The 17817-nt window shown below is 62.0% G+C and carries 19 protein-coding genes; 1 reads left to right on the top strand and 18 read right to left on the bottom strand.

The genetic code is table 11. From position 1 onward, the window contains the following. Positions 1-25: 25 nt before the first annotated feature. The 18 genes from C501_RS0107485 to C501_RS0107400 form a co-directional block, all read right to left on the bottom strand. Positions 26-454: a hypothetical protein gene (locus tag C501_RS0107485; RefSeq protein WP_018135009.1), complete on the bottom strand. Its 429-nt coding sequence runs from the start codon at positions 452-454 to the stop codon at positions 26-28. Positions 455-550: 96 nt separating this feature from the next. Further along, positions 551-1126, bottom strand: coding sequence for a hypothetical protein (locus C501_RS12815; RefSeq protein WP_156807683.1), 576 nt, complete (start codon positions 1124-1126; stop codon positions 551-553). 24 nt (positions 1127-1150) lie between these two features. Then, a complete protein-coding gene (locus C501_RS0107475) occupies positions 1151-2539 on the bottom strand; it encodes an MATE family efflux transporter (protein WP_018135007.1) in 1389 nt (462 codons plus the stop codon). Beyond that, the gene (gene dnaB, locus C501_RS0107470; protein ID WP_018135006.1) at positions 2529-3869 is read right to left on the bottom strand and encodes a replicative DNA helicase; all 1341 of its coding nucleotides are present in this window, start codon (positions 3867-3869) and stop codon (positions 2529-2531) included. The genes C501_RS0107475 and dnaB overlap by 11 nt, the downstream gene beginning before the upstream one ends. 626 nt (positions 3870-4495) lie before the next feature. Next, complete coding sequence (gene rplI, locus C501_RS0107465; RefSeq protein WP_018135005.1) at positions 4496-4948, bottom strand: 50S ribosomal protein L9; 453 nt, start codon at positions 4946-4948, stop codon at positions 4496-4498. Between the two features lie 23 nt (positions 4949-4971). Beyond that, positions 4972-5211 carry a 30S ribosomal protein S18 gene (gene rpsR / locus C501_RS0107460; RefSeq protein ID WP_018135004.1) on the bottom strand — a complete coding sequence of 80 codons (240 nt, stop codon included), beginning with the start codon at positions 5209-5211 and terminating at the stop codon, positions 4972-4974. A gap of 117 nt (positions 5212-5328) precedes the next feature. Next, a complete protein-coding gene (locus C501_RS0107455; protein WP_018135003.1) occupies positions 5329-5877 on the bottom strand; it encodes a single-stranded DNA-binding protein in 549 nt (182 codons plus the stop codon). 57 nt (positions 5878-5934) lie between these two features. After that, on the bottom strand, positions 5935-6240 hold the full coding sequence (gene rpsF / locus C501_RS0107450) for a 30S ribosomal protein S6 (protein WP_018135002.1): 306 nt from the start codon (positions 6238-6240) through the stop codon (positions 5935-5937). Between the two features lie 213 nt (positions 6241-6453). Continuing rightward, positions 6454-7824 (bottom strand): M18 family aminopeptidase, encoded by a 1371-nt coding sequence (locus C501_RS0107445; protein WP_018135001.1) that lies wholly within the window; start codon positions 7822-7824, stop codon positions 6454-6456. A gap of 42 nt (positions 7825-7866) precedes the next feature. Then, the gene (locus tag C501_RS0107440) at positions 7867-8799 is read right to left on the bottom strand and encodes an ABC-2 transporter permease (protein WP_245532442.1); all 933 of its coding nucleotides are present in this window, start codon (positions 8797-8799) and stop codon (positions 7867-7869) included. Between the two features lies 1 nt (position 8800). Next, a complete protein-coding gene (locus C501_RS0107430) occupies positions 8801-9769 on the bottom strand; it encodes an ABC transporter ATP-binding protein (RefSeq protein WP_018134998.1) in 969 nt (322 codons plus the stop codon). A 37-nt stretch (positions 9770-9806) separates the two neighbouring features. After that, entirely contained in the window at positions 9807-11357 is a 1551-nt protein-coding gene (locus tag C501_RS12810) for a bifunctional phosphatase PAP2/diacylglycerol kinase family protein (protein ID WP_083906575.1), read from the bottom strand. 64 nt (positions 11358-11421) lie between these two features. Next, a complete protein-coding gene (locus tag C501_RS14870) occupies positions 11422-11673 on the bottom strand; it encodes an MFS transporter (protein ID WP_342662530.1) in 252 nt (83 codons plus the stop codon). Then, the gene (locus tag C501_RS12805) at positions 11615-12508 is read right to left on the bottom strand and encodes an MFS transporter (protein ID WP_319639729.1); all 894 of its coding nucleotides are present in this window, start codon (positions 12506-12508) and stop codon (positions 11615-11617) included. Before C501_RS12805 ends, C501_RS14870 begins: the two co-directional genes overlap by 59 nt. Positions 12509-12678: 170 nt before the next feature. Continuing rightward, complete coding sequence (locus tag C501_RS0107415) at positions 12679-14160, bottom strand: glycosyltransferase 87 family protein (protein ID WP_156807682.1); 1482 nt, start codon at positions 14158-14160, stop codon at positions 12679-12681. A 38-nt stretch (positions 14161-14198) separates the two neighbouring features. Then, positions 14199-14330: a hypothetical protein gene (locus C501_RS14820; protein ID WP_018134995.1), complete on the bottom strand. Its 132-nt coding sequence runs from the start codon at positions 14328-14330 to the stop codon at positions 14199-14201. 659 nt (positions 14331-14989) lie between these two features. Then, positions 14990-15622 (bottom strand): histidine phosphatase family protein, encoded by a 633-nt coding sequence (locus C501_RS0107405; RefSeq protein ID WP_018134994.1) that lies wholly within the window; start codon positions 15620-15622, stop codon positions 14990-14992. After that, positions 15615-17093, bottom strand: a complete 1479-nt coding sequence (locus tag C501_RS0107400) for a CCA tRNA nucleotidyltransferase (protein ID WP_018134993.1) — start codon at positions 17091-17093, stop codon at positions 15615-15617. The genes C501_RS0107405 and C501_RS0107400 overlap by 8 nt, the downstream gene beginning before the upstream one ends. A 40-nt stretch (positions 17094-17133) precedes the next feature. On the opposite strand from C501_RS0107400, the gene C501_RS0107395 reads away from it, so the two are divergent. Continuing rightward, the gene (locus C501_RS0107395) at positions 17134-17733 is read left to right on the top strand and encodes an NUDIX hydrolase (RefSeq protein ID WP_018134992.1); all 600 of its coding nucleotides are present in this window, start codon (positions 17134-17136) and stop codon (positions 17731-17733) included. The last annotated feature ends 84 nt before the right edge of the window (positions 17734-17817 follow it).

The following is a 17817-nucleotide window of genomic DNA, read 5'->3' as shown; positions in this document are numbered from 1 at the left end:
GACTTCCCGGACTTCAGAACCGAGATCAGCGCTCAGGCGATGCGCCGGGTCCGGATTCATCGTCTTCTGCCGTGGCCCGCTCAGCATCCTCAGCATCTTGCTGTTCGGCTTCGGCTCCTTCTTCCGGCTGCTGAGCCTTGGCGATGCGCTCTCGCAGGCGGTCTTCAGAGCGCAGGTTCACACCGGAGCCCTGGCCCAGGTAATCGGCGTTTTCTTTGTAGCTCATGAAAAGCATCGCGCAGACCACAAGGGAGGCGATGAAAGTGATGCCGAAAGCGATGAGGCCGAGATCGAAACGGATCAGCCGCACCGCGCCCGTGCTCGCCTCGCGGCCGAGCCCTCCGGTCGCGGCGAACGTCGTGATCACCGCAGCGATGACTCCCAGCACCGCCGAAAAAATCAGGGGTGCTTTGACCGAATGGCGCAGCTTTGAACTGCGATCGGGATCGGTCACGGGTACTCCTTCGAAACGCGGCGATCAGTACTATCATCAGTAAATGTCATGGTGGTCAGCTGTTTGCTGCCCTGCGACGCCGGGCAGCGTCCCGATCTATTCTACGCGTGGTAGAGGATTCTTTTCACGTTCTGCTGCAGCAGCGTCATGCCGATAGCTCAGGGCGGCCAGCAGCAAAGTGACCCCGATGATCGCTGCGGCACCACCAACGACACCGGCCGGGGCCCGGTAGGCCGCCTGTCCGATCCAGGGCAGCAGAAGCCCAGCCGCCGCAGCCACGGCTCCGGTGAGGATCCAGTCCCCGCCCAGGACGATGCGCTTCCGATGACGCAAACCCAGCTGCACTTCGATAATCCCGCTGATCAGCAACGCCGCCGCGACAATACCCAGGTAGGCTCCGAGATCCTGGAAGAACAGCACGAGCACTCCGCTGAAGGCCAAGACGGCCGCTTCCGCACGAAGGCAGACCCGCACCCCGGCAACGCTGTTGTCGACCACGCTGAGCAGCATCGCCAGGGAGACCGCGGTCAGAATCAGATAGGCTGCGGTAGCCCAGGACCGCCAGGCTTCCGGCAGATCTGGCCAGAAAACAGTCAACAGAGCGAATGCCAATGACAGTAGAGCGCGCAGCATGAGCGGTTTCCACAAGCCCGGCTCCGGTTTAAGTATCACCCGAGACATTCTAATAAGAGTTCCTCAGAATTCTTCCCCTGGTAGCCCAGCACCGGTGCGCTGCCAGGCAGTCCCCCGGATGCGCACTCCCAGAGTGATCGCGCGGGCCAGCATATACCCCACGCCGAAGGCCAGCCAGAGCCAGCCGAGGGCTTGAGCCGGTTCGAGGCCGCTCTGAGCGCCCGTGGTCGCGGCGACCCAGAACAGCAGCGGAAGATAGGCGAGCAGGCACAGCACACCGGCCAGAGCCAGGTAGCGACTGTCCCCGGCACCGATCAGCACGCCGTCAAGAACGAAAACCAGGCCGGCTAGGGGTTGGCCCAGGGCGAGGCCGAGAAGGGCTCCGGAAAGCGCGGCGTGGACCTGCGGATCCGGGGAGAACAACCAGCCCAGCCACGGTGAGGCCAGGAGCATCAGTGCGCCGGTGACGATGCCGAAGCCGAAGCCCCACAGGAGCATTCTGCGGGTGAGTTCGGCCACCTGCTCCACCCGGGCGGCGCCCAGCTCTTTGCCGATGAGCGCCTGCGCAGCGATGGCGATAGCATCCAGGGCGAAGGCCAGAAGCGTGAACAGTGTCATGGTGATGTGATGAGCCGCGAGGTTGATCGGCCCTTGAGCGGTCGCCACCAGGATCGTGAGCAGAATCGCGGCGCGCAAAGTGGCCGTGCGCAGGAGCAGCCAGCCACCGGCTGAGGACAAGGCCCGCAGGCCGCGCCAAGACGGAGCAAGCGCAAGGCCCTGCGCGCGTAGCCCCCGAAGCACGATGAAGAAATAGGCCGCTGCCATGAGCCACTGCACCGCTATCGTGCCCAGGGCGGATCCGGCCACGCCCAGACCGGCCGGGTAGACCAGAACCCAGTTCAAGCCGGCATTGAGCGTGAACCCGATCACCGCGATGAAAAGCGGCGTCCGGGTGTCCTGAAGCCCCCTGAGCAAGCCGGTTGCGGCGAAGACCAAGAGCATTGCGGGCAGTCCGAGCAAAGAGATCTGGAGATACGTCGTAGCGTGCCCCAGGACCGCATCGGAGGCACCCAGCAGCCGAAGCAGCGGCTCCGTGGCGAACCAGCCGCTGATCGCCAGTGCGATCCCCCAAGCAGCGCCGAGCCAGATGCCGTCGCGCCCTGCCGCAATAGCAGCGGCATGCCGGCCGGCACCGAGCAATCGGGCTACCGCCGCGGTGGTCGAATACGCCAGGAAGACCATGAGCCCGACTGCCGTCTGCAGAAGGGTGGCCGCCAGCCCCACACCGGCCAGCTCTAAGACTCCCAGATAGCCGACGATCGCGGTATCGGCGATCAGGAATAGCGGCTCGGCGATCAGCGTGCCGAAGGCAGGAATCGCTAGCCGGGTGATCTGCCGGTTGAGTCCCCTCCGAGGTGCGGGGGGCTCAGCAGATACCGGGTTAGTAGCCACCGGATTCTGGTGCCATATTGGAAAATCGCGAGTAGTGGCCCTGGAAGCCGACCACGATATTCCGGGTCGGCCCGTTACGATGCTTGGCCACGATCACATCCGCTTCGCCGGCGCGGGAGGATTCCTTGTCATAGATATCCTCGCGGTGCAGCAGGATCACCATATCGGCGTCCTGCTCGATGGCTCCTGATTCGCGCAGATCCGAGATCATCGGCTTCTTATCGGTGCGCTGCTCGGAACCGCGGTTGAGCTGGGAAAGCGCGATCACCGGAAGACCCAGTTCTTTGGCCAGCAGCTTCAGGGCCCGTGAGAACTCGGAGACTTCCTGCTGCCGGGACTCCACGCGCTTACCGGAGGACATCAGCTGCAGGTAGTCCAGGACCACGAGCTTCAAATCGTGCTGCTGCTTGAGCCGGCGGCATTTGGCCCGGATCTCCATAAGCGACATATTCGGGCTGTCATCGATGAACAGCGGGGCCTCGTTGAGCGGGCCCATCACCTTGGCGATCTTGGTCCACTGCTCGTCTTTGACCGTTCCCTTGCGCAGATCCTGAAGCTGGATGGTGGCTTCGGCGCTCATGAGCCGCATCGCGATCTCGGTACGGCTCATTTCCAGGGAGAAGAAGACCGTCGACATCTTGTTCTTGATCGCCGCGGATCGAGCGATGTCCAGGGCGAAGGTGGATTTGCCGACGGCCGGGCGGGCTGCAACCACGATCATCTGGCCCGGGTGCAGGCCATGCGTCAGATCATCCAAATCGTAGAAGCCGGTGGGCACACCCACCATCCCCTCGCCACGATGACCGGCGGCCTCGATCTCGTCCACAGCAGCGGGCATCACTTCGCTCAGGGGCAGATAATCTTCTGTCGATCGCCGCTCAGCGACCGCGAAGACTTCCGCTTGGGCGGCATTGACGATGTCCTCGATCTCGCCGTCATTGCCGTAGCCGAGTTGGACGATCTTTGTTCCGGCGGTCACCAGCCGCCGCAGCACTGCCCGCTCGGAGACGATATGGGCGTAAAAGCTGGCATTGGCCGCGGTGGGAACCGACTGGATGAGTTGGTGCAGATACGCCGGGCCGCCGATCCTGCTGATCTCACCGCGCTTCGTCAGTTCATCGGAGACCGTCACCGCGTCCGCCGGCTCGCCCCGGCCGTAGAGGTCGATGATCGCCTCGTAGATGTTCTCGTGTGCCGGACGGTAGAAGTCCTGGCCTCGCAGCACCTCGACGACATCGGCAATAGCATCTTTGGAAAGGAGCATGCCACCGAGCACGCTCTGCTCTGCCACGACATCCTGAGGCGGTGTACGAGCAGCTTCCATGCTCATCGCCTCTTTCGATGATCCTGCGTCCGTCAGCGACAACGCCCCACGCCCCTTCAGCTCGACCAGTTTACATCCTGCACACCTACTACCTGCACCATCCCTTGATACTGCAGAGCACTGACAGAATCGCCTGCGTTCACTGAGGCCTAAGTTATTCAGGGCCACTCAGCAACCCTGAGCATCTGAGTACAGCGGGAGCAGCACACTGGGTAGCGGGGGTACTCCGTTACGGTAGACCCTGGCGTCCACGGCACCAAGTCAGCATTGTGGATAACTTGTGGAGCGCGCCGCAGGGTAATGTGCACAGGCTGGGGAGAAGTATGTGGATTACAAAAAAGTTTTCCCGGAAACATCGATCTGAGCAGCAGAAACGCTAATAACACGTTGTGGAGGCAAAGAAGTTTTATCTACAACCTTCATCCACAACTTGCATGTTGATAAAGTTGCATGACGGATTTTTCAGCCCGCATCGCGAGCTCCTGAAAATCCGGAAGGGGAAACCCTAAAACACGACGAGGACCCCGGGGTTACCCGCGAGGTCCTCGTGTGCTTACGTGACTGCGTCAGGGGAGTATCAGAGCTCTCTTCCGATGCCCGCCGACTGTCAACGCATCCAGGTTTTCTAGCAGTTATTTAGCAGCGATGACATCCAGATCAAGAGTCACTGAAACATCCTCGTGCAGCCGCACCGTAGCCTGATACTTACCAACGCTCTTGATATGAGCCGGAAGTTCGACTTTGCGCTTATCAATGCTGCCCAGACCGGCAGCAGAGACGGCCTCGGCCACATCTTCGGCCTTCACCGTGCCGAACAGCCGCCCGGAGTCGCCGGCCTTGACTTCGACGCGCACCGGGTTCTTGGTCAGCAGTTCGGCCTGTTCCTGAGCCGCCTCCACGGAAGCGTGCTCCCGTGCGGTCCGTGCAGCACGAATCGACTCGACCTGCTTCTCACCGCCTTTGGTCCAGGCCAGGGCGAAGCCACGCGGCAACAGGTAGTTGCGCGCGTAGCCGTCCTTCACCTCAACAACATCACCAGCGGCACCGAGCCCGGTGACTTCCTGGGTCAGAATGAGCTTTGCCATAGTTCTCTCTCCTTCGCTTTCGCTTAGCCGCGGCCAGCGCCGGAGTAGGGCAGCAGAGCAACTTCGCGAGCGTTCTTGATCGCCTGGGCGATCTTGCGCTGCTCCTGCACCGTCACGCCGGTCACGCGACGGGCGCGGATCTTCCCGCGATCGGAGATGAATTTACGCAGCAGCGCAACGTCCTTGTAGTCAACGACAGTAATGTCAGCGGCCTTCAAGGGATTGGATTTTGGTTTCGGCTTACGAATCTCAGCCTTAGCCATCGTGGAGCTCCTTATCAGCTGGAGCCCGTGGGTTTCACGCCACGGGATGGGTATGAATATGAATGAATAACGATGTTCCGTTCCCGGCGACCGCACAGGTGCAGGAACAGAACCGGATCAGAACGGCGGTTCGGAGGAATCCGGACCGGCTCCCCAGCCCCCACTGTTCTGCGAAGAGGGTGCCGACCAGGGATCATCGCTGGGCCCGGACTGGCTTCCGCCACCGGCCCAACCGGAGTTCCCTCCCCCCTGGTTGCCGAAGCCGCTGTTATTTCCGCCGCCACCGTAACCGCCGCCGGAGCGCTGGTTACGATTGACTTTGGCATTGGCATAACGCAGCGAGGGGCCGATTTCATCGACCTCCAGCTCCATCACGGTGCGGCGTTCGCCTTCTTTGGTCTCATAAGAGCGCGACTTGAGGCGTCCGGAAACGATGACCCGCATCCCTTTGGTCAGGGATTCGGCAACGTTCTCAGCCGCTTCGCGCCATACCGAAGCGCGCAGGAACAGCGTTTCGCCGTCCTTCCACTCATTGGTATTGCGATCAAAGGTGCGCGGAGTGGAGGCAACCGTGAAATTGGCCACGGCAGAACCGGACGGGGTGAACCGCAGTTCCGGATCGTTGGTCAGATTGCCGACCACCGTAAGCGTGGTTTCGCCTGCCATAATCTGCCTACTTCCTTGAGCTTCCTGGAGTTTCTTCCGATCTAACAGCAGAGAGGATTACTCTGCTGAGACCTTCTGATCCTCGGGGCGGATGATCTTGGTGCGCAGCACGGTCTCGTTCAGATTGAGCTGCCGATCGAGTTCCTGAGCAGTGGCCGGCTCAGCGGTGAAGTTCACCACGGCATAAAAGGCTTCCGACTTCTTCTTGATGTCATAAGCCAGACGGCGACGGCCCCACATGTTCACGTTATCCACGCTGCCGCCATCTTTAGTGATAACGGTGAGGAACTTCTGCAGGGACGGCTCAACGGTACGCTCGTCGACCTCGGGGTCGATGAGGACCATCAGTTCGTAAGGACGCATCTATGAACCCACCTCCTTTGGGCTAAACGGTTACGGTCTTTCCGTAACAGGAGGTTCTTTGCGTCGAACGCCTTACCCGCTCATAACGCCAGGAATGCACCTGACGAGCTGGTAACGCAATCGCGTCTGTGCCGGGCACAGACCTGATCCACTATACCGGAATCTCCGAAAAATCCGGAGATCGCAGCTTTCAGCTGCTAACAGCAGGGCGCCTCAGGCTTCGGCCTGGTCCGAGGATAAAGCCGCGAAGAAGGCACCGCTGAGCTGTGCGAGATACCAGGGGTCGGCGACCCCGCACATCTCGCGTGCCGAATGCATGGACAAAAGCGGCACTCCCACGTCTACCGTCCGGATGCCCAGCCGGGTGGCGGTCAGCGGCCCGATGGTGGATCCGCAGGGAATATCGTTATTCGAAACAAATTCCTGGTAAGGAATATTCAAGTTCGCACTAATTCGAGCCACGAGCGCGGCCCCTACCGCATCGCTGGCATAGCGCTGATTCGAGTTGATCTTCAGCAAAGGGCCTGAGTTGAGCTGTGGATGATTCGCCGGGTCATGCCGCTCGGGATAGTTCGGGTGAATAGCGTGACCGGCATCAGCAGAAAGACACAGGGAACCGGCCAGCCTTCGTTTGAAACCCTCCGGATTATCACCTAGCCCGGTGGAGATCCGCTCCAGCACATCGGCGAGGAAGGGCCCGCTGGCACCGGAAGACGACGCGCTGCCCACTTCCTCATGATCAAACGCCGCGAGCAAAGCGATCGGGCCGCCCGGCTGGGGATCATGCTCCAGTAAAGCCGTGAGCCCCGCGTGCACAGAACTGAGATTATCCAGCCGACCCGAGGCGAAGAACTCACCAACGGCCCCGAAGGTCTGCGGCTCCTGGCAGTCCGCGAGCACGATGTCGTATCCACCGATCTCCTCGGCGGATACCCCGGCGGCCTCAGCCAGCACCGCGAGCAGATCCGCTTGCTGCGGGTCGCCGAGCCCCCACACCGGTTGCATATGGCGCTGCTTGTCGAGGCTGAGGCCATCGTTGACGGAGCGGTCCAGATGGATCGCGAGCTGCGGAAAACGCAGCATGGGGCCGGTACGCGTCAGCACACTACTGCCATCGCGGAGCACCAACCGGCCCGCTAACTGCAGCTCCCGGTCCAGCCAAGCATTGAGCAGCGGGCCGCCGTAAACCTCGACACCGGCCTGCAACCAGCCGTGCTTACCCGTGGTGGGCTTGGGCTTGAGCTTGAAGCCGGGCGAATCGGTATGCGCCCCGAACACGGCGAAACCCGTCTCCGCGGTGACTTCCGCCGGGCTCACCCAGGCGATCAAGGCACCATCCCGGATCACGAAACGCCGCAGCGGGCCATCGTGATGCGCCGGTGAGGCCCATTCCTTCCGCTCGGAGAGCTGCTCGAAACCAGCCGCCAGCAACCTTCGACAAGCCTCTGCCACGGCGTGGAAGCTCGAAGGCGACGCGGTGACGAAGGAGCCTAGATCCTGCACATGACGGGCCGCAGCTTCAGGAATCAGTGTGGAGCCGGACGTTCCCGCGGGAACGGAGCGATCAGAGATGGGGGCAGACATACCCTCATCTTAATCAGCTTCACCCAGATCCAGCCGGATCGCTCAGGCATCCCGCCGTTTCATGAAGATCAGCGCGGGGACCAGCACCAGCAGAATCCACCCCAGGAACACCAGGGCAGCCGGTAGCGGGTCGAGGTAACCCGGCACCTGCCCGATCTCGATCATCCGCCCAGCCGCCTGGCTGGGCAGATACTGCGGCACGTTCTTCCAGAAGTCACCCGGGATCTGGGCCAGCAGTCCCCCGGTGAAGCCCAGGATGAAGAAGGCGCCCAGGAGCACCATGATGGCACCGGCTGAATTGCGCATCAGCGTCGCCAGGGCCAGGCCGGCTAAAGCGACTCCGGCCACATAGAACCCGCCCAACAGGATTCCGGGCAGAACCCCCAGGGTGTCGAAGCTCAGCGAGACGCCCAAGCCCGATATCACCACATTCGCCAGGAAGAACGTCATCAGCGTCGCGATCAAACCGATCACATAGGCCCCCACGATGATCACGATGGCCTTGGCCGCGAAGACCGGGAGCCGCTTCGGAGTCGCCGCGAAACTGGAACGGATCATCCCAGTGGCGTACTCGCTGGCCATGAAGAGCACGGCCAGGGCACCGATGATGATCGCCCCGAGCTGCAGACCAGATGCCGGCAGTGTGTAAAAACTCAGCTCCGGCGGCAAGCTCTCATCGATTTCACTGATCGTCACCGGCGCACCGGCATCCCGGAAACCGGAAACAATCGGTTCGTAAATGAGGGACCGCATATAAGCGACGAGCGTCCCCACCCCGATCATCGACACCAAGGTCACGACCAGGAGGATCCGAGTGGACCGGAGCGACCAGAATTTGATCCACTCGCTCTTCAGCACGCCGAAGAAGTTCACCCCGTGCCGTGCAACATGTCCTGCAGACCGCCCTGCAGACCGGCGAGCGCGGCCGGACTGAGCGGCATCGGATCTGACCGGCGTATCTGATACATGGCTCATCTCAGTTCTCCTTCCCCAACGCCTCGGCCGTACCCGGCGCGGGAGCAGCGGCATTCACCGACGAGCGGTATTCGACATCGTCCTTGGTCAGATTGAAGTACGCCTCCTCGAGCGAGGCTGATAACGGTGTCAGTTCGTAGACGAGCACCTGATTCTCCAGTGCCACCCGAGCGATCTCTGCAGAGGCCAGGCCGCTCACCTCAAGGGTCTCCGGCTCTGCGAACTGAATCGCGACCTCATCCTCGGTCTGCAGCTGGGAAAGCAGCTGACTTAGTTCAGCAGCTTGTGCGGTGCGCACCCGGACCCGGGCGGCCTGCTGGCCCGCGATCATCTCCTGGATCGGAGCATCAGCAATGATCTTGCCCCGGCCGATGACGATCACGTGGTCCGCGGTCTGCGCCATTTCGCTCATGAGATGCGAGGACAGGAAAACAGTTTTTCCTTCCGTCGCCAACTGACGGACCAGCTGCCGGACCCAAAGCACGCCTTCCGGGTCAAGGCCATTGACCGGCTCGTCCAGGATCAGGGTCTGCGGATCGCCGAGCAGGGCATTGGCAATACCCAGGCGCTGCCCCATGCCCAGGGAGAAGCCGCCGGCCCGGCGCTTGGCTACGGAATGCAGCCCGGTCATATCGATGACCTCATCCACTCGGCTGCGGGGAATCCGGTGCGTCGCCGCCATCGCCGATAGATGCTGATAAGCGCTGCGACCCGGATGCACGGCTTTGGCGTCGAGGAGGGCCCCGACTTCGTGCAGTGGAGCCCGGTGCTTCTGATAGGGCTTGCCGTTGACCGTCACTCGGCCCGCACTGGGCCGGTCGAGTCCCATGATCATCCGCATCGTGGTCGATTTACCAGCACCGTTGGGTCCCAAGAATCCGGTCACCTGACCGGGACGCACCGTGAAGGTGATCCCTGAGACCGCCTGTTTAGGGCCGTAGTGCTTTGTGAGTCCTCGTGCTTCGATCATCTCTCTCCTTAGCAATACCTCTTAGGGAGTGCCGGAATCACCCGCCATCGACAAGCCTGCTCATCTCCACACTAGGGGAGTCCACCGGGGCAGGGCCACTAACGGCAGCACTGTAAACGACCAGGGCGCGGGGCAGCACCGAGAACGCGGCGCTGCTGACTCGCCTGATAACTTCCCCGTCTACAGCAAGATCGAAAGGCTCTCCGGCTGCCGACAAGGTGATCTTGCGCGGAGTGCTGAGTGAGATCACCGAAGAGACTTCCGTGCGACCGGTGACGATCGCGTACAGGAGTCGGAGCTGAGAGAAGGAAAACGCAGAGCCAGCTGAGATCACGCGCAGATCGAACTCGCCATCGTCGAGAACCGGCCGTTCCAAAGGGGCGAACCCCCGAGGGTAGTAGTGGCCCCGACCCACGTAGACCAGCCAGACCCGCTGCTGCCGGCCATTGAGGCGCAAGCAGATCGGAGTGGCCGCGGTAAAAGTCCGTAGACCCGCAATGATCCCCGCCAAGGTCTTACCCAGAGCACCCTCCAGCAGCTTCCGGCGCCGGACTAGTTCCGGGTAGATGCCCACGCTGGCGGTGTTCATCATGATCCGGGTGCTCGTGCCGGCGGCGACAGTCAATTCGATACAGCCGGCATCAGCGGCTAAGGCCCGGCCTTCGGTGATCGCGCTGAGCACCGCCTCGGCATCGTCGGCATGAACATCTCTCGCGAAATGGTTGAACGTGCCTCCCGGGAAAACAGCCAGGGGAAGCCCCAGGCTGAGCGCCCGGTCCGCAACGGCTCCTACAGTGCCGTCCCCACCCCACGTACCTAGGGCCTTCACTCCGGGAATCGCAAGCATCGCCTCCAGTGCCTGCGCTACTGACTGACCCTGCTGCCGTTCGCTGATCAGCGCCTCCGGCAGGCGGCTGCGTAGCCAGCGGACACTTTCTTCGGAAAAGGAGCCGCTGCTCTGGTTGACGAGCACGCTCAGCCCCCGCCCCCGGGGCAGCTGCGGAGCGTCGACCGGAGTGACCCGAGCGGCCGGTGGCTGACCATGTGGCGGGAACCAGGTGCGCACGGTCAGCCCGCAGGCCACTCCGATAACAGAGCCTAAGACCACATCAGAGGGCCAGTGCGCACCGATGTGCACGCGCGAATAGGCGACGCCGAGGGCCACCGGAGCGAGTATCGCTCCCAGCAGCGGGTTCACCGTGGCCACTGCGGTGACAAAAGCCATAGCCGAGGCGGAATGGCCCGATGGCAGGGATGAGCTAGTGGGCTGCGGGTGCGCGAAACGGAAGATCGGCAGCAGCGCAGCTTGCGGCCGGTTCCGGGGCAGCAACCGTTTGAGGAGGATGTTGGTGGTTGCCGACGCCAGGCCAAGGGCCAAAGTCCCGCGCAGCGCCGCCCGGCGCGGCTGGGTCGAGATCCGTGAGGGGATCGCAGCCCCGGCAGCGGCCATGGCCAACCACAACTTGCCTTTAGTCGCTACCGAGGAAAGGCCCTGCATGAGCTGATCCACAGGGCCGTGCGGCAGCGTGGCAATCCTCCGGACCAGGAATTGATCAGCGGACACCAATGGTTGCAGAGCTCTGCGCATCTGCTCAGCTTAGTCAGCGGAGGGTTGCCCGGGGCAGGCCCGTGAAGCCTTATATTGAGTTCTTTCAGCTCTTTTTCAATGGCCGGGTCGCCGGGACCACGAAGAGTGAGAGCAGCATGAACCCGGCGATCACCAGTAGCGTCAGGCGCAACGTGATGTGATCGGCCAGGAAACCGATGAGGGGCGGCCCCGCGAGGAAGCCGAGATATCCGATCGTGGATACCACGGAGACTCTTCGCGCCGCACGAACGGGATCATCAGCAGCCGCTGACATCCCGGTGGGGAAGCCGAGTGCAGCACCGGCTCCCCAGAGGATCGCCCCGGGAATCGCCCACCACAGGTTGGGGGGCGAAGATGAAGAGGAGCAGACCGGCCAGCGCCGAACTCAAACACGTGTACAAGGTCCACACTCGGCCCCAGCGGTCGAGCAAACGGCCGCCGAGCAGGCGCACCGAGGTCATCGAGGCGATGAACAGGGCATACATCAGGGCACCGGCCCATTCCGCCTGACCGAAGCCGTCCACAGTTGCCTTAGCCAGCCAGTCGTTGGCTGATCCCTCGGTCAGCGCTGCCCCAAGAACGACCAGCCCGACGAGCAGCGTGCGCGGCTCACGCCAAGCACTGCGCTGCGGCGGCAATGGTACCGAGGATGCTGCTGCCGAGTGCGGCGAAACCGCGTCAACCGGCACCGCTTCCGAGTGCTGCTGATGCGCTGAAGCGGGGAGGAAGCGCCGAGTGCTCAGCCCCACGACTACAGCGATCAGGGCCGCGAGAAGGAGCAAGTGCCAGGACAGTGGCACTCCCGCCAAGGACATCCCCGCGCCTAGTAGCGCGCCCAGGAAAGCGCCTCCGGAGAAAGCCGCATGGAACTGAGACATGATATTCCGACCCTGCAGCCGTTCCACAGCTGCGCCTTCGAGGTTCTGGGCGACATTCCACAACCCCATTCCAATGCCAAGGAAGAAAAGCCCCGCGATGATCACGGGTACAGACTCGATAGCCAGGGCTCTGGCCATGACGATGGTGCCGAGGACTGCGATCGCTGCGCCCAAACGGATCGTGCGGACCACGTTGATGCGCTGCGCTATCAGCCCGGCTGTGGGCAAAGCGAGGAGCGAACCTATCGCCAGGGCCAGAAGCACCCCGCCCATCTGACCCGTTGACAGGTCCAGGACGCGTGCGACAGCGGGAATCCGAGCCGCCAGGAAGCGAAGGCCAATCCATTGATGCCGAAGACCAGCACGGTGGCGAGATAAGGTCCGGAGAGCCGAGTAGTCATTGAGCCTCAACTTCTGATGGCGCGGTCAGCGGGCAGAACTCCTCAGTCTGGCACAGAAGCTGCTCTGCCCCGGCGCAGATCCTGGCCCCGCAGCTTGCCGGGCCAGAGCGGATCGGGACCGCGGCGGCGGACCGGATCAGATCTAGGGTGCATGGCATCCCAGAACACCTGCCCCCCGGCGATGATCGTGCCAGCAGTCACCACGAGCATAGCCAGGGCGTAATAGGGAAGGTCGATGCCGTTCTGGGTGTTATTGGTGCCCAGCACAACTCCTTGATAGAGCAGGTAGGCGAGGTAGAACACTAGGGCCGCAAATTGCCAGCCCAGCAGCAGGCGCCAGCGCGGGCGAGCCAGAGCCAGGAGCGGTAAGAGCAGCACCAGGTTCTCCGGGACTGCGTTCTTATCCACCAGCAGAGCCCAGGCCACGAGCAGGAAGCACAGCTGGGCTACCCGCATGGGCCGTTTCAGCCGGAAAAACATCCAGAGAATGAAGATGGCACCAGCGAGCAGCAGTGCCAGCGAGATCAGGGAAGCAGTCGAACCGCTCAACTCCGTGAGGCCGAACCTCCGGGCGAAGGCGTTGATCACCCCGAACCAGGACCCTGCCGAGGGATCATCCGCCCAGACTCGCATCAGATAGCCACCGGGCCATACCTGGGGAGCGAGCAATTGCACGGTCAGGCCAAGCCCCGACCAGCTGATCACCGCTCCCGGAATCAGCCGAGAAAAAAGCGCCCGGATATGTTCACGCCGGCGCACCGCGAGCACGATGAGCGCCACAGGAATCAACAGCAGCACCGGCTGCACAGCCCCAGCAGCACCGAACAACAAGCCCGCAAGCAGAGGCAGCCCTCTTGCGAAGAACAGCAGGCCGGTCAGCAACAGCGCAACAGCCCATAGCTGCCAGTCGGTATAAGCGGCGAAGAGCAGGAGCGGGCTGACGGCGAGTACCGCGGCATCCCAAGGCCGGCGGCGGTTCAACCAGGCCATGGCCAGCACAGCGAGCACCCAGGCCAGCACGATGAGCACCACTGCGGTATCGAAATAGGCCAGTGTTCCGGCGGATCCTTCCTCCTCGCCACTGAGCATCCCGCTCAGCCAGGCGGTGAAGCTCGTCAGATACGCAGCCAGTGGTGAGGCATTCAGGCTGCCCAGGGCCTCGGGAAATGATGACGCGACCAAAAAGCCTTCGAAATCATTGGGCAAGGCGGAATAGCACGCCGTGGAGTACTGATCCGGGGTGATCCACCCTGCCCGCCGGCAATGGTCCTTGAAGAGCACCGCGATGACCGCCGCGGCCAGTACTGCGAGCACCAAGACGCGCTCTACGGTGAAGAATCCAGCCCGCTGGCGGCCTGGGCCAGCATGCCAGCCTAAAGGGCCACCAATGGGCTCGGTGCTAGCCCGCAGCAATGTGTCTTCACGGCTCGGGACCGCGATCCGAGAGTTCTGAGCCCGGGTGGGCGGGTGCTCGGATTGCTGCATGGGCACGAGCATACCCGGGCCTGCCCGTGGCCCGGGCATCACCAGATATCAGTAAAGCCCGGGTGTCGGATAAGCGTTCAACGGAGGTTCTGGATGTTCATCTGCTGAATCTGGTTGGTCACCTGCTCGCGAGTCTGCGCGAGCCGCTGTTCATTCACCGGGCCGAAGAAAACCCGTTTGATAACCGAGGCAGAAGGTACTGAGACCATAGGAGGATCACCTCCTTCTGGGGAGTCCGGCAACCGGCGGAAACGTATTCGGGACACTGCTGCTCCTGAAGGAATAAGGACGGATAAGAATTTTTGAGACAGAAATACTGCGATGGTTCCCAAAAGGAATAGGTCATCGCAAAATGGGGAAACGGAATAGAAGGCTGATTTTTATCAGCACAGTAATCGGAAATGCTCGCACTAATCTAGGCAGAATTAATCAAGGAAAATTCAGGAGATCAATACGCGGTTCCATCGCGAATAACTTCTGCGGTCGAAGATCAGCGATCCGGGGGAAGCGGAGTGAACTCCCCGCTGTGCAGCGTTACCCGACCCCATTCGGGGCGGGAGCACAGAAGCTCAGTGAGCAGCGCACCGGGTTCGAGAGAGATTCAGGCCTCCGGAAGGAAAGAACCAGTCAGCGGCAAAGGGATTATTCCCTGCGCTGCGGTTCATTGTGTCATCGCGCTCGATCAGACCGTGCAAGATATATGACACCATTTCAGCTCTCCTTCCTCATCGGGCCTTACTGTATTACTCCACATCATCACCCAGAGTATACAGCCTGGGATTCTGTGGAATCGATATCAACTTATCTGAAGTGTTTCTGGAAATCCAGACTTTTACAGAAAAATTCCGGAAAAATTTCAGGAAAGCGATCAGAGTCCCCACTGCTCGATGGCGGGGGTGCGCTTATCCCAGCCCAGGGTGCACACCTTGGCCGTTTTCAGAACGAAGTGGCGGCCTTCGCCAGCGGGTAATCCTAACCAGCGCGCGGTGAGCACCCTGAGGAAGTGCCCGTGCGCCACAAGCAACACCTGACGCGACTGTCTTCCTGTCGCTGCTGCTGCCCGTTCTCCATCCACCGCAGGCGCGAGTACTCTGGCGAGTATCGCATCAGCCCGATCCGAGACCTGCTGCAGCGTCTCCCCGTTCGGCACTCCCTGATCCCAGATCAGATAATCTGGCTGCTGCTGCCGGATGAGCGCGCTGTCGATACCCTCGTAATCGCCATAATCCCATTCATGAGCATTAGGCTCGATCGCCGGCTCGGGGAATCCAACCAGTTCTGCGGTCTGCCTCGCTCGCTGCGAAGGAGAGCTCAAGACCAGATCGAAGGACTCCTCAGCAAGCACTGGACGGGCGGACTTCGCCTGCTCCTCGCCCTCAGCGGTCAGCGGCAGATCGGTCAACCCCGTGTACCGGCCGCTACGCGACCATTCGGTCTCACCATGCCGCAGCAACCAGAGCTTCGTCAGCTCCTGGCGACCACGAGCCGCTTCCTCAGTCATCATCCGCCCCTTTCTGCTCAGCTTGACCTCCGGCAACCGCTGTTCCCGGTGCTTCCGCCGGCTGGTTAGCTTCCCACCAGTCGCGCAGCAACTGCTCAGCTTCCGCTTGGGCCAAGGGGCCGCGCTCCATCCGCTCTGCCAGTAAGTACTGGTACGCCTTGCCGACTAAAGGCCCGGGGCCTATCCCCAGCAGGGCCATGATCTGCTGACCGTCGAGGTCCGGACGGATCGCGGCGAGCTCTTCCTGTTCCGCCAGCTCGGCTATCCGCCGCTCCAGATCGTCATAAGCGAAAGCCAGCCGCTCCGCTTTCCTGCGGTTGCGCGTAGTGACATCGGAGCGGGTCAGCCGGTGCAGACGGTCCAGTAAAGGCCCGGCATCCGTCACATAACGGCGAACCGCGGAATCCGTCCAGCCGCTGTCGCCGTAACCGTAGAACCGCATATGCAGTTCGACCAGGCGGGAAACCGCCTTAGTTGTCTCTTTATCGAAGCGCAGCGCCTTCATGCGCTGCACGGTGAGCTTCGCACCCACGACATCGTGGTGCCGGAAGCTCACCGCCCCGGAAGGCTCGAATCGCCGTGTCGCCGGTTTGCCGACATCGTGCATCAGTGCGGCGAAGCGCAGCACGAAATCAGGCCCCGGCACCGGGCCATCGGCTCCGGTCTCCAGCGCCGCAGCCTGCTCGACCACTTGCAGCGAATGCTGGTAGACGTCTTTATGCCGGTGATGCTCATCCACTTCCAGGCGCAAGGCAGAAACCTCGGGTAGCACCCGGTCCGCCAGTCCCGTGCCGACCAGGATGTCAATGCCGCGGCGCACTCGCGGCGCACAAACTGTTTTGACCAGCTCCTCCCGCACGCGTTCCGCCGAGATGATCTCGATGCGGGCAGCCATCGCGGTCATCGCGGTCTCGATCTCAGGAGCCAGGTCCATATCGAGTTGCGCGGCGAATCGGGCGGCTCGCATCATCCGCAGCGGATCATCGGAGAATGACTCTTCTGCCGAACCCGGTGTGCGCAGTAGCCCAGCATGCAGATCCCGGATGCCGCCATAAGGGTCCACCAGTTCCAGGGACGGCAAGCGCAGTGCCATGGCGTTCATGGTGAAATCGCGTCGGAGCAGATCCGCTTCCAGACAGTCACCGAAGGCTACTTCCGGTTTACGGGACTCAGGGTCATAAGCTTCTGCCCGGTAAGTGGTGACCTCAAGGGTCAGCTCGCCCTTGCGCAGCCCGATGGTGCCGAAAGCCCGACCGATGTCCCAGAAAGCGTCGGCCCAGCCCTTGATCAGCTCGATAATGCGATCCGGCTGAGCGTCCGTGGTGAAGTCCAGGTCCGGGGAGATGCGGCCGAGGAAGACATCCCGCACAGATCCCCCCACCAGGGAGATCTCGTTTCCGCCGTCGGTAAAACGCCGGCCCAGCTCGAGAACGACCGGATGGAGTGTAGAGCTATCCAAAACCTGCACCATAGTTCCTTATATCCTGCCAGATTTCGTTAGAGTGGAATGCATGGACCGTCCAGCTCCGAACACACCGAAGCGCAGCGCCCCGCTGCCTTCAGCGATCGGAGCCAAAATGGGCACCCGGCAGGGAACAGCTTCTGGAGAGTCGGGGGCGGCCACGCAGCGAACCGGTCAGCATGGTTCCGGTCTGCCCACGGTCGAAGAGGTCTCTGCGGGCGGGGTCGTCGTGGATCAGCATGAAGGGCGGCTCCGAGTACCGATCATCGCCCGGGTCAACCGAGGCGGCCGGGTGGAATGGTGCCTTCCAAAAGGCCACCCCGAAGGCGCAGAATCTCACTCCCAGGCCGCGGTCCGGGAAATCGCCGAGGAAACCGGCATCGACGGCGAGGTGCTGACACCGCTGGGCAGTATTGATTACTGGTTCACCGTGACGGGACACCGAGTGCACAAAACCGTGCATCATTTCCTGCTCCGTGCTACCGGTGGAATCTTGACCATCGACAATGATCCGGATCATGAAGCGATCGACGTGGCCTGGAGCGATCTGGGCGAGCTGCCGAAACGGCTCTCCTTCCCCAATGAGCGCCGGATCGCTGACTTAGCAGCGGCCAGCCTGCCCAGCGGCTTCCCGACGCACGTCCTTTAGCTCCGCTCCGGAAGCATCGGCCACTGGTAGGTTTCCCCCATGGAATAGCCGGCGCTCAACCACTGACATGGGATGATGAATCAG

Origin of the sequence: Acaricomes phytoseiuli DSM 14247 (assembly GCF_000376245.1) — a bacterium.
In the GTDB taxonomy this organism is placed as follows: Bacteria; Actinomycetota; Actinomycetes; order Actinomycetales; family Micrococcaceae; genus Renibacterium; species Renibacterium phytoseiuli.
The sequence above is the reverse complement of the archived record's forward strand: the minus strand, read 5'-3'. Positions and strand labels throughout refer to the sequence as shown.

Bases quoted from the DNA above. Each gene is read 5' to 3' on its own strand.
- C501_RS0107395 (WP_018134992.1), top strand. From the start codon at position 17,134: ATGGACCGTCCAGCTCCGAACACACCGAAGCGCAGCGCCCCGCTGCCT.
- C501_RS0107455 (WP_018135003.1), bottom strand. From the start codon at position 5,877: ATGGCAGGCGAAACCACGCTTACGGTGGTCGGCAATCTGACCAACGAT.
- rpsR (WP_018135004.1), bottom strand. From the start codon at position 5,211: ATGGCTAAGGCTGAGATTCGTAAGCCGAAACCAAAATCCAATCCCTTG.
- C501_RS0107405 (WP_018134994.1), bottom strand. From the start codon at position 15,622: ATGACTGAGGAAGCGGCTCGTGGTCGCCAGGAGCTGACGAAGCTCTGG.
- C501_RS14820 (WP_018134995.1), bottom strand. From the start codon at position 14,330: ATGGTCTCAGTACCTTCTGCCTCGGTTATCAAACGGGTTTTCTTCGGC.
- C501_RS0107430 (WP_018134998.1), bottom strand. From the start codon at position 9,769: ATGATCGAAGCACGAGGACTCACAAAGCACTACGGCCCTAAACAGGCG.
- C501_RS0107440 (WP_245532442.1), bottom strand. From the start codon at position 8,799: ATGAGCCATGTATCAGATACGCCGGTCAGATCCGATGCCGCTCAGTCC.
- C501_RS12805 (WP_319639729.1), bottom strand. From the start codon at position 12,508: ATGGGCGGGGTGCTTCTGGCCCTGGCGATAGGTTCGCTCCTCGCTTTG.
- C501_RS0107400 (WP_018134993.1), bottom strand. From the start codon at position 17,093: ATGGTGCAGGTTTTGGATAGCTCTACACTCCATCCGGTCGTTCTCGAG.
- dnaB (WP_018135006.1), bottom strand. From the start codon at position 3,869: ATGAGCATGGAAGCTGCTCGTACACCGCCTCAGGATGTCGTGGCAGAG.
- rpsF (WP_018135002.1), bottom strand. From the start codon at position 6,240: ATGCGTCCTTACGAACTGATGGTCCTCATCGACCCCGAGGTCGACGAG.
- rplI (WP_018135005.1), bottom strand. From the start codon at position 4,948: ATGGCAAAGCTCATTCTGACCCAGGAAGTCACCGGGCTCGGTGCCGCT.
- C501_RS0107415 (WP_156807682.1), bottom strand. From the start codon at position 14,160: ATGCCCGGGCCACGGGCAGGCCCGGGTATGCTCGTGCCCATGCAGCAA.
- C501_RS0107445 (WP_018135001.1), bottom strand. From the start codon at position 7,824: ATGTCTGCCCCCATCTCTGATCGCTCCGTTCCCGCGGGAACGTCCGGC.
- C501_RS12810 (WP_083906575.1), bottom strand. From the start codon at position 11,357: ATGCGCAGAGCTCTGCAACCATTGGTGTCCGCTGATCAATTCCTGGTC.